Source organism: Burkholderia ubonensis (assembly GCF_902833085.1).
In the GTDB taxonomy this organism is placed as follows: domain Bacteria; phylum Pseudomonadota; class Gammaproteobacteria; order Burkholderiales; family Burkholderiaceae; genus Burkholderia; species Burkholderia ubonensis.
Window position 1 is genome coordinate 145,349 of record NZ_CADFEB010000001.1, and the last position, 13,023, is coordinate 158,371.

Consider the following 13,023-nt stretch of genomic DNA (forward strand, 5'->3'; position numbering starts at 1 on the left):
CTCCCAAGCCGGCGGTCGTGCAACGACCGCCCGGCCCCGCCTCAAGCGTCGTCGCCCCCATCCAGCACCAGCGTCCCCACCCGCGCCGGCACGAGCGGCGGACGCGGCACCGGCGGCGTCCAGCCGAACAGCGCCTGCGCGGCCGCGCCGCACACGCGGCCCTGGCACGCGCCCATCCCGCAACGCGACTGCAGCTTCGCGGCCGTCCAGCCGGCTTCGTTCACGAGCGCGTCGTAGCGCACGTCCTCGCAACGGCAGACGAGCGTATCGGGCCGCGCGAGCTTGCAGACCGGCTCGCGGATCGCGAACCGGACGCGCACCGCATCCGCGAACGCCTGCCAGCGGGCGCGGCGTGCAATCAGCCCGGCAAGCCGCGACGTCTGCCCGGTCGCCGCACAACCGGCGATCTCGCCCTCGACCATCGCCAGCTCGCTGCCGCCGACGCCCGTGCATTCGCCTGCCGCGAAATGCCCTTCCCGGCTCGTGCGCTGGTGCGCATCGACCGCCACCGCACCGTGTTCGATCCGGCAGCCGAGATGGCTCGGCAGCGCCGTGTTCGGCACGAGTCCGAATCCGCACGCGAGCCGGTCACATTCGACGTCGAATTCGCGGCCGGCCTGCCTGATCCGCACGCCTTCGAGCCGCTGGTCGCCGAAGGCTTCGACGACGCAAGCATCCGGCCGGTACACCGGCGTCATCAACCGCGCCGCCTGCGCGAGCTTGGACGGCCAGCGCCACAGCCCGAACCCGAAGCCGATCACGTCCGCCCGCGCGGCCTGTTCGAGCACGTGCAGCACCTGCGCGCCCCGCTCGCGCGCCGTCGCGGCGCTCGCCAGCAGCAGCGGCCCGCTGCCCGCGATCACGGTGCGCTGCCCGCGCACGTCGAGGCCGTGCTTGACCAGCGCCTGCAAGCCGCCCGCGCCGGTGACGCCCGGCAGCGTCCAGCCGGGAAACGGCAGCAGCAGCTCGCGCGCGCCGCAGCACAGGATCAGCGTCCGGTATTCGAGCAGCAGCCCACGTTCGTCGTCTTCGAGCAGCAGCGTGCCCGGGCTCGCTTCGGCGACGATGCGCGTCGCCGCGAGATGCCGCACGTTCGGTTGCCGCAGCACGTCGAACCGCGCGGCCGCAACCGGCGGCGCAGCGACGCCCGGCCCCTGCCGCCAGATCTGCCCGCCCGCGCGCGGGTTGTCGTCGACGATCGCGACCGACGCGCCGCTTCGCGCAGCCGCCTGCGCGGCGGACAGCCCGGCCGGCCCCGCGCCGACGATCGCGACGTCGACGCTCAGATTCTCGTGTTTCATCGCGTGCGCTCCACGTGCATCCCGTCGCGGCACAGCGTCTGGCACGCAAGCCGGCGGCGTCCGTCGATCGTCATCCTGCACTCCTGGCAGATGCCCATCCCGCAAAACGGCGCGCGCGGCGCGCCGGTGCACGACGTGCGCGTCGTGTCGTCGCCGCTCGACGCGACGGCGGCGGCGACCGTCAGGCCGTCCGTCACCGTCAGCGCGCGGCCGTCCAGATGAATGATCATGAAAGCGCTCCGACTACAGGGGACGTCGACAGGAAACGTCCCGGCAAATACGGTTCGACGTCGATCGGCGGCCGCTCGCCGAACATCTGCGCGGCGACGAGCCGCGCGCTGCCCGGCGCGGTCGTCACGCCGAGCCCTTCGTGCCCGACCGCGAGCCACACGCCCGGCCGCGCCGGATGCTCGCCGAGCAGCGGCAGGCCGTCCGGGCTCGCCGCGCGGAAACCCGTCCATGAACGAATGCCGTTCAGGTCGGCGAGCGCCGGCAGGTAGCCGACCGCGCGGCGCAGCATGCGCGCGAGCACCGGCGGCTCGACGCGCGGATCTTCCGTGTCGAACTGGCGCGACGAGCCGATCAGCAACTGGCCGGTCGGGCGCGGCTGCACGTTGAACGCGACCGACGTGCCGTCGCTCGCATGCGCGCTCGCCGCATAGCCGAGCTCGACGAGCTGGTGCGACACCTGCCCCGGATAGCGGTCGGTAATCAGCAGATGCCCCTTCTTCGGCCGCAGCGGCAGTTCGGGCAGCAGCGTGCGCGCGGCGACGCCGTTCGCGACGATCACGCGTTCCGCGCGCAGCACGTCGCCGTTCGCAAGCGTCACGCTCGGCCCGTCGACCGCGACTGCCTTGTCGCGGCGCAACTCGATGCCCGGTACGCGCTGCAGCAGCCAGTTCGCCGCCACGGGTGCGTACAGGATGCCGTCGCCGGGAATCCTCAGCGCGCCGCCGAGCCCGGGACGCAGCATCGGTTCGAGCGCGGCGAGCACGCCGCTGTCGACCAGCTCGCCGGCCACGCCATGCGCGGCGAGCGTCGCCTGCTTCGCGCGCGCGAGGTCCATCTCGTTCGAATCGGCCGCGAGCCACAGCGTCCCGCAGTTGCGATACGCACAGCCTTCCGGCATCCCGTCGCTCAGCCCTCGCCACAATTCGATCGAGAAATGGCTGAGCGCCAGCTCCGCCGCGTTGTCGTCCATCGCGACGAGATGCCCCATGCCCGCGCCCGTCGCGCCGCCGCTGGCGTCGTCGAGCACCAGCACGCGCAGGCCGCGCCGCGCCAGCTCGTGCGCGCACGCCGCGCCGACGATGCCCGCGCCGATCACGACGACATCGTTCTTCATCTGGCTCACGACACGATGCCCCAGCCGAACGGATCGTCGTCCTCGATCAGCAGCGTCGCTTCCGCGCTCAGGTGCGCGGTGCCGCGAATCGTCGGCACGATACCGCCGTCGCTTTCCGCGTAGCTCGCATGGAACACGCTGCCGATCACGCTCGCCTGCCGCCACACGACGCCCGGCGCGAGCTTGCCGTCCGCGGCGAGGCACGCGAGCTTCGCGCTCGTGCCGGTGCCGCACGGCGAACGGTCGTATGCGAGGCCCGGGCACAGCACGAAGCTGCGGCTGTCGTGCTCGGGATCGTCGGCGAACAGCTCGATGTGGTCGATCTCGCCGCCGTTCGCGCCGGTGATGCCCGCGCGTTCGAGCCCTGCGCGCACGGCCGACGCATACGCGGTGAGCGCCGCGACGTTGTCGCCGGCGACGCGCTGGCCGTGGCCGCTGATCAGGAAGAACCAGTTGCCGCCCCACGCGATGTCGCCCTTCACGGGGCCGTGGCCCGGCACGTCGACGACGACGTCCTTCGCATGGCGATACGCGGGCACGTTGCGCACGCTGACCGACAGGTCGTCATGCAGCGTCGCCTCGACGGTGCCGACCGGCGTCTCGATCCGGTGCACGCCCGGCTGGATGCGCCCCATGTGGTGCAGCGTGCGCACGACGCCGATCGTGCCGTGCCCGCACATGCCGAGATAGCCGCTGTTGTTGAAGAAGATCACGCCGGCGGCCGCGTCGGGCGACACCGGCTCGCACAGCAGCGCGCCGACCAGCACGTCGCTGCCGCGCGGCTCGAGGATGCACGCGGTGCGATAGCGGTCGTGCTCGCGCGCGAGCAGGTCGCGCCGCTCGGCCATCGAGCCGTTGCCGAGCGCAGGAAAACCGGACACGACGAGCCGCGTGGGTTCGCCGCCGGTGTGCGAATCGATGATCTGGATGCGCTTCATCATGCGTCGTCCGAAAGTGGGGAAAGGAGCACAGCTTCCTCCGTCGCGCGTCCGCCCGCTTGTGGATTTTCATTGAGGACGACGACGAAATCGGCATAGTGCGCGGCGCCCTCCGCACACCTTTTCGAGACTGTGCCGATTTCGTCATTTTGCTCCGGGAAACGACTCAAGCGCGACGGGCGTTTGCGCGGCGATACTGGTTGCCGCACCGACACCCCTGTCGGCCGACCGATACGAACGTAGGAGATTTCAGTGAGCCGAAACGCCATTCAGTGGACCGGGGTTTTCCCGGCCGTCAGCACCCAGTTCAAGCCGGACTTTTCCCTCGACATCGACGCCACGCACCGCGTGGTGAAGAACCTGGTGAACGACGGCGTGTCGGGCCTCGTGGTCTGCGGCACGGTCGGCGAGAACACGTCGCTGACGACGAGCGAGAAGCTCCAGGTGATCGAGGCCGCGCGCGACGCGGCCGGCGGCAAGGTGCCGGTGATCGCCGGCATCGCCGAATTCACGACCGAGTTCGCGCGCAACACCGTGCGCGAAGCGCAGCGCGTCGGCGTCGACGGCGTGATGGTGATGCCGGCGCTCGTCTACTCGGCGAAGCCGCACGAGACCGCCGCGCACTTCCGCGCGGTCGCGACGGGCACCGACCTGCCGGTGATGGTCTACAACAACCCGCCGATCTACAAGAACGACGTGACGCCGGACGTGCTGATCGCGCTGCAGGACTGCGAGAACATCGTCTGCTTCAAGGATTCGTCGGGCGACACGCGCCGCTTCATCGACCTGCGCAACGCGGTCGGCGACCGCTTCGTGCTGTTCGCGGGCCTCGACGACGTGGTGGTCGAGAGCATTGCCGTGGGCGCCGAAGGCTGGGTGTCGGGCATGTCGAACGCATTCCCGAAGGAAGGCGAGACGCTGTTCCGCCTCGCGAAGCAGAAGCGTTTCGACGAAGCGCTCGCGCTGTACCGCTGGTTCATGCCGCTGCTGCACCTCGATGCACGCCCGGACCTCGTGCAGTGCATCAAGCTGTGCGAAGAGCTGGTCGGCCGCGGCAGCGCGGTCACGCGCCCGCCGCGCCTCGCGCTGCAAGGCGACACGCTCGCGGAAGTGAAGGCGATCGTCGCGAAGGCGCTCGAAACGCGCCCGGCGCTGCCCGACGTCGGTCTCTGACCGGCTTCCCCCGGCGGCGGCGCAACGGCTTTCCCCGTCGCGCCGCCGCCCTCGGTCCGGCATGGCCCGCACGGGCCCGCCCCGGTCGATCGAACCGGGCGCCGCCGGCCGGCAGGCGCGCGCCGCCGCTCCGCCGAAGCGCGGCGCGGTTTCCGCCTGTGCCGACATTCCCATAGGAGACAAAGCCCATGCCAGGCCAAGGCAATGCACAACCGTCCGTGCCGCTTTCCCGTTCCGCGCACCCCGACGCGGGTCACGGCAAGTTCAAGAAACAGCTGTCGCTGACCGACCTCACGTTCATCGGTCTCGGCGCCATCTTTGGGTCGGGGTGGCTGTTCGCCGCCAGTCACGTATCGACGATCGCGGGCCCGGCCGGCATCTTCTCGTGGCTGCTCGGCGGCTTCGCCGTGCTGCTGCTCGGCATCGTCTACTGCGAGCTCGGCGCCGCGCTGCCGCGCGCGGGCGGCGTGGTCCGCTATCCGGTGTTCTCGCACGGGCCGCTGCTCGGCTACCTGATGGGCTTCATCACGCTGATCGCCTTTTCGAGCCTGATCGCGATCGAAGTCGTCGCCGCGCGCCAGTATGCGGCCGCATGGTTCCCGGGGCTGACGGTCGAAGGGTCGAGCGACCCGACCACGCTCGGCTGGCTCGTGCAGGCAGCGCTCCTCGGTTTCTTCTTCTACCTGAACTATTCCAGCGTGAAGACGTTCGCGAAGGCGAACAACATCATCAGCCTCTTCAAGTTCATCGTGCCGCTCGCGGTGATCGCGGTGCTGTTCACGTTCTTCAAGCCCGCGAACCTGACCGTGCACGGCTTCGCGCCGTTCGGCATGCCGGGCATCGAGATGGCGGTGTCCGCCGGCGGCATCATCTTCGCGTACCTCGGGCTCACGCCGATCGTGTCGGTCGCGAGCGAGGTGCGCAACCCGCAGCGCACGATCCCGATCGCGCTGATCCTGTCGATCCTGCTGTCGACGCTGATCTACGTGCTGCTGCAGCTCGCGTTCATCGGCAGCATTCCGACGGACATGCTCGCCGCCGGCTGGCACGACGTCAGCAAGGCGTTCTCGCTGCCGTACCGCGACATCGCGCTCGCGCTCGGCGTCGGCTGGCTCGCGGTGATGGTCGTCGCCGACGCGATGATCTCGCCGAGCGGCTGCGGCAACATCTACATGAACGCGACGCCGCGCGTCGTCTACGGCTGGGCGAAGACCGGCACGTTCTTCAAGGTGTTCACGCGCATCGACGAGGCGTCCGGCATTCCGCGCGCGGGCCTGTGGCTCACCTTCGGCCTCGCGATCTTCTGGACCATGCCGTTCCCGTCGTGGGAAGCGCTGATCAACATCGTGTCGGCCGCGCTGGTGCTCAGCTACGCGGTCGCGCCGGTGTCGGTCGCAGCACTGCGCCGCACCGCGCCCGACCTGCCGCGGCCGTTCCGCGCGAGCGCGTTCGCGATCACCGGCCCCGCGTCGTTCGTGATCGCCGCGCTGATCGTCTACTGGTCGGGCTGGAGCACCGTGTCCTGGCTGCTCGGCCTGCAGATCGCGATGTTCGTCATCTATCTCGCGTGCCGCCGCTGGGTGCCGACCGCCCACCTGAGCCTCGCCGAACAGGTGCGCTCGTCGGCGTGGCTGATCGCGTTCTATGCGGCAATGATCGTCGCGTCGTATTTCGGCGGCTTCGGCGGCACGGGCCAGCTCGCGCATCCGTACGACACGCTCGTCGTCGCGGCGATCGCGCTCGTCATCTATTACTGGGGCGCGCATACCGGCGTGCCGTCCGCGAAGCTGCAGCTCGAGGACGACGAAGGCTGACGCCCCCTTCCCTTTTTTCTCATCGGCCGGGCCGCTCGCCCGGCCCGCACTTTTTCCGAGGAGAACCATGCGACTCACAGGTCAGCTTTTGATCGGCTCCGCTGCCGTCACCGGGCAGAACGGCACCCTCCACGCGATCGCCGCCGCGACCGGCGAACGGCTCGAACCCGCATTCGGCGGCGCGAGCCTGCACGACCTGGAGACGGCCTGCGCGCTCGCCGACGACGCGTTCGACGCGTATCGCGAGACGAGCCTCGAAGCGCGCGCCGCGTTTCTCGACGCGATCGGCCGCAACATCATGGCGCTCGGCGACGAACTGATCGAGCGCTGCGTCGCCGAATCGGGGCTGCCGCGCGCACGCGTCGAAGGCGAGCGCGGCCGCACGGTCGGCCAGCTCGGGCTGTTCGCGTCGGTCGTGCGCGACGGCGGCTTCCTCGACGCGCGCATCGATCCCGCCCGCCCCGACCGCAAGCCGCTGCCGCGCGTCGACCTGCGGCTGCGCAACGTCGCGATCGGGCCGGTTGCCGTGTTCGGCGCGTCGAACTTCCCGCTCGCGTTTTCGGTTGCGGGCGGCGACACGGCGTCGGCGCTCGCGGCCGGCTGCCCGGTGATCGTCAAGGCGCATTCCGCGCATCCGGGCACGTCGGAGCTCGTCGGCCGCGCGATCCAGCAGGCGGTGCGCGAGTGCGGCTTGCCGGCCGGCGTGTTCTCGCTGCTGTTCGACGCGTCGCGCGAGATCGGCCAGGCGCTCGTCGCCGATCCGCGCATCAAGGCGGTCGGCTTCACCGGCTCGCGCCGCGGCGGCGTCGCGCTGATGCAAATCGCGGCCCAGCGCGACGAGCCGATTCCCGTCTACGCGGAAATGAGCTCGATCAACCCGGTGCTGCTGCTGCCCGACGCGCTCGCCGCGCGGCACGATGCGATCGCGCAGCAGTTCGTCGCGTCGCTGACGCTCGGCGCCGGCCAGTTCTGCACGAACCCGGGCCTCGTGCTCAGCGTCGACGGACCCGCGCTGCGCGCGTTCGAGGCAGCCGCGGCGGCCGCGGCGCGCGCTGCTGCTGCGGCGACGATGCTGACGCCGCACATCCACGCGAGCTACTGCGACGGCGTCGCGCGCCTGCGTGCGCATGCTGCCGTCGACACGCTCGCCGAAGGCGTCGAAGGCGACCGCTACCAGGCGCGCGCCGCGCTGTTCGCGACATCGGCCGATGCGTTCATCGCGCGCCACGAACTGCGCGACGAAGTGTTCGGCCCCGCGTCGCTGATCGTCCGCTGCCCGGACGCCGACACGCTGCACCGCGTGCTGAAGTCGCTCGAAGGCCAGTTGACGATCGCCGCACATCTCGCCGACGGCGACGCCCCGCTGTTCGCGAAGCTGCTGCCGACGCTCGAACGCAAGGCCGGCCGGATTCTCGTCAACGGCTTCGGCACCGGCGTCGAGGTCGGGCATGCGATGGTGCACGGCGGCCCGTTCCCGGCCACGTCCGACACGCGCACGACGTCGGTCGGCGCACGCGCGATCGAACGCTTCCTGCGCCCGGTGTCGTATCAGGACGTGCCCGCCGCGCTGCTGCCGGCGGCGCTGCGCGACGGCAATCCGCTGCACGTCGCGCAGCGCATCGACGGCGTCGTGGTGCTGCCGAAGGAGGCGCGCGATGTCTGACGCGAACGAAGTCGTCCTGTCGCTCGACGACGTGCACGCGCTCGCGCTGCGCGTGCTGACCCGCCACGGGATGTCCGACGCGCATGCGCGCGCGATCGCGAACGTGATCACGCAAGGCCAGCGCGACGAATGCCATTCGCACGGCGTGTACCGGCTGCTCGTCTGCGTGCGCTCGCTGAAAAAGGGCAAGGTCGATCCGCAGGCCATACCGACGCTGCGCCGGCTGTCGGCGTCGATCGTCGCGGTCGACGCGCATCGCGGCTTCTCGCTGCTGAGCTTCGAGACGGGCCTGCCGGTGCTGGTTGAAATGGCGAAGCAGCACGGCATCGCGGCGATGGTGATCAACCATTGCTATCACTTCTCCGCGCTGTGGCCCGAGGTCGAGGCGATCGCTGCCGAGGGTCTCGCCGGCATCGCGATGAATCCGAGCCATAGCTGGGTCGCGCCGGAAGGCGGCAACCGGCCTGTGTTCGGCACCAATCCGATCGCGTTCGCGTGGCCGCGGCCGGGCGGCCTGCCGTTCGTGTTCGATTTCGCGACGAGCGCGATCGCGCGCGGCGACATCGAGCTGCACGCGAAGCAAGGCAAGCCGATCCCGCCGCACTGGGCGATCGACGCCGACGGCCGGCCGACCACCGACCCGAAGGCCGCGCTGCAGGGCGCGATGCGCACGTTCGGCGGCCACAAGGGTTCGGCCCTCGCGGCGATGGTCGAGCTGCTCGGCGGCGCGCTGATCGGCGACCTGACGAGCCAGGAGTCGATGGCCTTCGACGAGGGCGTCGGCGCGACGCCGTGCCATGGCGAGCTCGTGATCGCGTTCGACCCCAAGGTGTTCCTCGGCAACGATCTCGACGCGGGGCTCGCGCGCGGCGAACGGATGCTCGAATCGATCGTCGCGCAGGGCGCGCGGCTGCCGTCGCAACGGCGCTTCGACGCCCGCGCGCGCAGCGCGGCGAACGGCGTGCGGATTCCACGGCCGCTTTACGAGGAAATCCTCGCGCTGCTCGATTGATACGCGACACGCATCGTCCGCGGGTGCAATGCTTGCGGACGATGCGGTTCCGCCCGCTGTTACGTGCTTCCCTTCCTCCGGTCGTCTCCGCTTTCCCGCCACGCACGACCGCTGCGCGTTCGCGCACCTTAAGGCTGTCATAAGGCTCGCGCTACGATGATGCCGTCAGCAGCGGCCCGTCGCCCCGTTCGTCGTGCCGCGCCCCGCTCAACTGATTCGCCCGAAGGAGTCGCCATGTCCGATACCCCGCGCCAGACCGCCCGCCACGACCGGCTCACACGCCTGTTCCACTGGAGCACGGTGCTGCTGGTGGCCGCCCAGTTCGCCATCGGCTGGACCATGCCGGACGTCCACGGCACTGCGCCGCCGCTCGGACTGGTGCTGCTGCACGTGAACCTGGGCGTGTTGCTGCTGCTGATCGCTGCGCCGCGCCTGCTGTGGTCCGGCGCACGCAAGCCCATCGCGCCGGTCGAGCAGTCTCCGGCACTGGCGTTCATTGCGAACGTCACGCACAAGCTGCTTTACGCGTCGCTGATCGTGGTGCCGGTGCTCGGCTGGCTGAACGCGAACGGCCGCACCTGGCATGTCGGGCTCGGCAACGCGCTTCCGTTGCCGGCGATCGCCGCGCCGCATACGCTCGGCGCGTCGATCGGCGAGTTGCACAGCGCGTGGGCAACCGCGCTCGCGATCCTGATCGGCCTGCATGCGTGCGCGGCGCTTGCACACCGCTTCGTCATGAAGGACGGCGTGCTCGCACGGATGCTCTGACGCACGGTTCGGTTCCACGCGAAGCGATGTCGTGCCCGCCGGCGTCCGCCGCCGACGGCACGCATCGTCCGCTTTCAGCCCGGCGCATCCGGGCTCTTTTTGCGTCGCACTTTTTTGCGTCGCGCTTCGGTCGGGCGGCAAGCCCGATCCCGTCACTCGTGCCGGAATTCCCCGCCGCGTGCGCCGCCACCGCCACCTCCGCCTTGCCGGCCGTCGAAGCTGCCGCGTTCGCCACCGCCACCGCCTTGCCGACCGCCGAAGCTGCCGCGTTCGCCGCCTCCGCCGCCTTGACGGCCTTGCGGCGGCATCACGACGGCTGGCGCCGGAGCGTGCGTGGTGGCCGCCGGGCCCGGCGCGCGCACGTTCCCGCCGCCTTGCGGCGCGGGCATCGGTGCCGGCGCCGGCATCGGGGCCGGAGCCGGCGTGCGGATGCCGCCGGTCCAGCCGCCGCGCGTGGCCGACGGCCGCGTATCGTGGCCGCCGTCACGCCCGCCGTGCTCGGGCGGCCGCCCGCCCACGCCCGGCATCACGACCGCCGGCGGCTCGTTCAGTTGCGGATGACCGCGTCCCGGCCCGACACCGCCCGGGCCGATACGCGGCTCGGCGTGGCGGTGCATGAAGCGGTCGCGGTCGTGGAAGAACGGCCGGTCGCGATAGAAATTGTCCCAGTACGGCACGATCGCGAACGCCACGATCGGAAAGCCGATCTCGGCCCCGTAATCAAGCAGCGGCACCTCCCCGCCCTGGTACGAATAGTCGAGCAGCCCCGCGTAAATCCACCCGCGCAAGCCCGGCACGGCGACGTCGCACCACGTGTAATCGCTGATGCAGCCGATCACGGACACCAGCGTGCCCTCCGGAAGCTGCGCGACGAGCGGATAGTCCGGCGCCGGCCCTGCCCGCAGGTTGGCCGGTGCGTTCGTGTACGCCGCGGTCTGCGCGTCGGCCGCGCCCGGCACGCCCAGCAGGCCGAAAAGGACGATGCACAGGCATCGGACGATCGTGTTTCTCATGGCATTCTCCTGCGCCGCTCAGGCGCGCATCGCGTCATCGGATGTCGCGCCGCCACCGCCCGCGGCTCAGCGCCCATGCCCGCCGCCGAAATGACCGGTGTTCCAGTGGCCGCCGCCGCCCCAATGTCCGCCGCCCCAGTGCCCACCGCCCATGTGGTGATGATGGAAGTGGCCGCCGCCAAATCGGCCGCTGAACCCGAAGCCGATCGCGAGCGGCGGCCAGCAGCAGTCATACCATCCGGGGTAGTAATACGGATACGGATACGGTGCATAGACCGGTGCCGGATAGACGGGCACGGTCGTGGCCATCACATCCGGCGGCGTGGTTGCATCGTCCGGCGTGGCGGGCGCCTGCGATACCGTCGCCGGTGCGTAATACGGCGTGGTGTACGGCGCGTAGCCGTACGGACTCGAGTAATAGCAGCCGCCGAGCGTCAGCGCAGCCAGCGCAACGGCAGCGGGCCTGATCGCGGAAATCGGTTTCATGTCACGCTCCGGCAGAATCGGCGCGACGCAATCCGGCGCGCGCCCACGCTTCTAGCTTATGTCTCCCGCACATTTCGGTACGTATGATCGGTTACTGTTTGTTTCATGCGCCGGCGGGCCGGCTCGCGCCGCCGAAACACGCTCCGGCCGGCGTCAGTCCCGCAGCGTCAGCATCCCGGTCGCATCCGCGCGCACGTGCGTGCCGAACACCGCGCTTTCCCGTTCGAGCGTGTCGGCGAGCCACGCGACGCCCTCGTCCGGCGCGCGACGCACGCTCAGTTGCCGGATCTGCATCGGCGCCATGAACAGCTCGCACAGCGCGCCGCTTGCCGTGTCGACCAGCGGGAAGTACATCAGCGCGAGATCGGGCCGGTACGCGCGGTAGCCGGCAATGCCTTCGTAGTCGTTCAGGAAATCGCCGCAGCCGTAGAGGATCAAGCGGCCGCGATAGCGTTCGATCCCGCGCACGTGATGCGACGAATGGCCGTACACGATGTCGACGCCGCCGGTGTCGATCAACTGGTGCGCGAATGCGCGCTCGTCGGCGCTCGCCGCGTATCCCCAGTTGCCGCCCCAATGCAGCGACACGACGTTCACGTCGCCGGCCGCGCGCCGGGCTTCAGCGAGGCCGCTGCCGATCGCCTCCGCACGCTCCGGCGACAGGTCCGGCAGCAGGTTCACGCCCGCGTGCGGGCCACGCGCGGCCCATGTGTCGGGCACGCCCGCGCTCGGCAACGCGAACGCGCTGATGCGGACCCGCACGCCGCCCGCGCACTCGACGACGGCCGGCGCGGCCGCCTCCGCTGCGTCGCGCCCCGCGCCGACTGGCCGGATTCCCGCGCGCACGAGCGTCGCGAGCGTGTCGCCGAGGCCTGTGCGCCCCCAGTCCAGTGTGTGATTGTTCGCGAGCACGCAGCAGTCGAGGCCCGCGCGCAGCAGGCAGCCGACATTGTCCGGATGCATCCGGTACAGCACCGTCTTGCCGGGCCAGCGGTCGCCGCTGGTGGTGACGGCCGTCTCCAGATTGACGATCCGCGCGTCCGGCCGCACGTGTTCGAGCACGCCGAGCGCGTCGCCCCATGGATACGCGTCGTCGCGCGCGGACGGCAGCCGGCCGTTCACCTGCTCGGCGAGCCGCACGTAGTCGCGCGCGGAGCCGCAGACCGGCTCGAACAGGCGCGGGTCGCCCGGATGCGGCAGGATCTGGTCGATCCCCCGCCCCGTCATCACGTCGCCGCACAGAAACAGGCGCGCGCAGCCGGCGGGCCGCGCGTCGCGTGCCGCGCTCATCGCCGCAGCAGCCAGACCAGCACCGTCAGCGCGACCGACAGCACCGCGCACGTCGCCAGCGGAACGTAGACGCTGAACCCGTCGCGCACGATGTGGAAGTCGCCCGGCAGGCGGCCGAACGGAATCCGCGCGAGCCAGCGCCAGCCGAGGCTCGCCGCGATCAGCAGCAATCCGCAGATCAGAAGCGTCCGTTGCATCGCAGCCCTCCTGCGTCGCATCC

Annotated in this window: 13 protein-coding genes; 5 read left to right on the forward strand and 8 right to left on the reverse strand. The window is 70.7% G+C overall.

Features of this window, described 5'->3' with window-relative positions; translation table 11 throughout:
• Nucleotides 1-41 precede the first annotated feature (41 nt).
• The 4 genes from HWX31_RS00640 to HWX31_RS00655 are packed head-to-tail and all read right to left on the reverse strand — an operon-like array spanning nt 42 to nt 3,584.
• Nucleotides 42-1,301 carry an NAD(P)/FAD-dependent oxidoreductase gene (locus tag HWX31_RS00640; RefSeq protein WP_174962536.1) on the reverse strand — a complete coding sequence of 420 codons (1,260 nt, stop codon included), beginning with the start codon at nt 1,299-1,301 and terminating at the stop codon, nt 42-44.
• Nucleotides 1,298-1,531: a (2Fe-2S)-binding protein gene (locus HWX31_RS00645; RefSeq protein WP_059635967.1), complete on the reverse strand. Its 234-nt coding sequence runs from the start codon at nt 1,529-1,531 to the stop codon at nt 1,298-1,300. The genes HWX31_RS00640 and HWX31_RS00645 overlap by 4 nt, the downstream gene beginning before the upstream one ends.
• Nucleotides 1,528-2,646 carry an NAD(P)/FAD-dependent oxidoreductase gene (locus HWX31_RS00650; RefSeq protein ID WP_174962534.1) on the reverse strand — a complete coding sequence of 373 codons (1,119 nt, stop codon included), beginning with the start codon at nt 2,644-2,646 and terminating at the stop codon, nt 1,528-1,530. Before HWX31_RS00650 ends, HWX31_RS00645 begins: the two co-directional genes overlap by 4 nt.
• 5 nt (nt 2,647-2,651) lie before the next feature.
• On the reverse strand, nt 2,652-3,584 hold the full coding sequence (locus tag HWX31_RS00655) for a 4-hydroxyproline epimerase (protein ID WP_174962598.1): 933 nt from the start codon (nt 3,582-3,584) through the stop codon (nt 2,652-2,654).
• Between the two features lie 252 nt (nt 3,585-3,836).
• Between HWX31_RS00655 and HWX31_RS00660 the strand changes: the two genes are divergently transcribed.
• From HWX31_RS00660 to HWX31_RS00680, 5 genes are all read left to right on the forward strand, one after another.
• Nucleotides 3,837-4,757, forward strand: coding sequence for a dihydrodipicolinate synthase family protein (locus HWX31_RS00660; RefSeq protein ID WP_059528785.1), 921 nt, complete (start codon nt 3,837-3,839; stop codon nt 4,755-4,757).
• Nucleotides 4,758-4,945: 188 nt separating this feature from the next.
• Nucleotides 4,946-6,571, forward strand: coding sequence for an APC family permease (locus tag HWX31_RS00665; RefSeq protein WP_174962532.1), 1,626 nt, complete (start codon nt 4,946-4,948; stop codon nt 6,569-6,571).
• Between the two features lie 67 nt (nt 6,572-6,638).
• On the forward strand, nt 6,639-8,234 hold the full coding sequence (locus HWX31_RS00670) for an aldehyde dehydrogenase (NADP(+)) (protein WP_174962530.1): 1,596 nt from the start codon (nt 6,639-6,641) through the stop codon (nt 8,232-8,234).
• Entirely contained in the window at nt 8,227-9,246 is a 1,020-nt protein-coding gene (locus HWX31_RS00675; protein WP_174962528.1) for an Ldh family oxidoreductase, read from the forward strand. Before HWX31_RS00670 ends, HWX31_RS00675 begins: the two co-directional genes overlap by 8 nt.
• Before the next feature lie 234 nt (nt 9,247-9,480).
• Complete coding sequence (locus tag HWX31_RS00680; protein ID WP_174962526.1) at nt 9,481-10,014, forward strand: cytochrome b; 534 nt, start codon at nt 9,481-9,483, stop codon at nt 10,012-10,014.
• 152 nt (nt 10,015-10,166) lie between these two features.
• Here the strand turns inward: HWX31_RS00680 and HWX31_RS00685 are convergent, their stop codons facing one another.
• The 4 genes from HWX31_RS00685 to HWX31_RS00700 all read right to left on the reverse strand — a co-directional run bounded on the left by HWX31_RS00685 (nt 10,167) and on the right by HWX31_RS00700 (nt 13,000).
• Nucleotides 10,167-11,027, reverse strand: coding sequence for an SH3 domain-containing protein (locus HWX31_RS00685; RefSeq protein WP_174962524.1), 861 nt, complete (start codon nt 11,025-11,027; stop codon nt 10,167-10,169).
• Nucleotides 11,028-11,093: 66 nt separating this feature from the next.
• Entirely contained in the window at nt 11,094-11,513 is a 420-nt protein-coding gene (locus tag HWX31_RS00690) for a hypothetical protein (protein ID WP_174962522.1), read from the reverse strand.
• Nucleotides 11,514-11,666: 153 nt separating this feature from the next.
• Nucleotides 11,667-12,803 carry a CapA family protein gene (locus HWX31_RS00695; protein ID WP_174962520.1) on the reverse strand — a complete coding sequence of 379 codons (1,137 nt, stop codon included), beginning with the start codon at nt 12,801-12,803 and terminating at the stop codon, nt 11,667-11,669.
• Nucleotides 12,800-13,000, reverse strand: a complete 201-nt coding sequence (locus tag HWX31_RS00700; RefSeq protein WP_059650155.1) for a DUF2905 domain-containing protein — start codon at nt 12,998-13,000, stop codon at nt 12,800-12,802. Before HWX31_RS00700 ends, HWX31_RS00695 begins: the two co-directional genes overlap by 4 nt.
• Nucleotides 13,001-13,023: the final 23 nt, after the last annotated feature.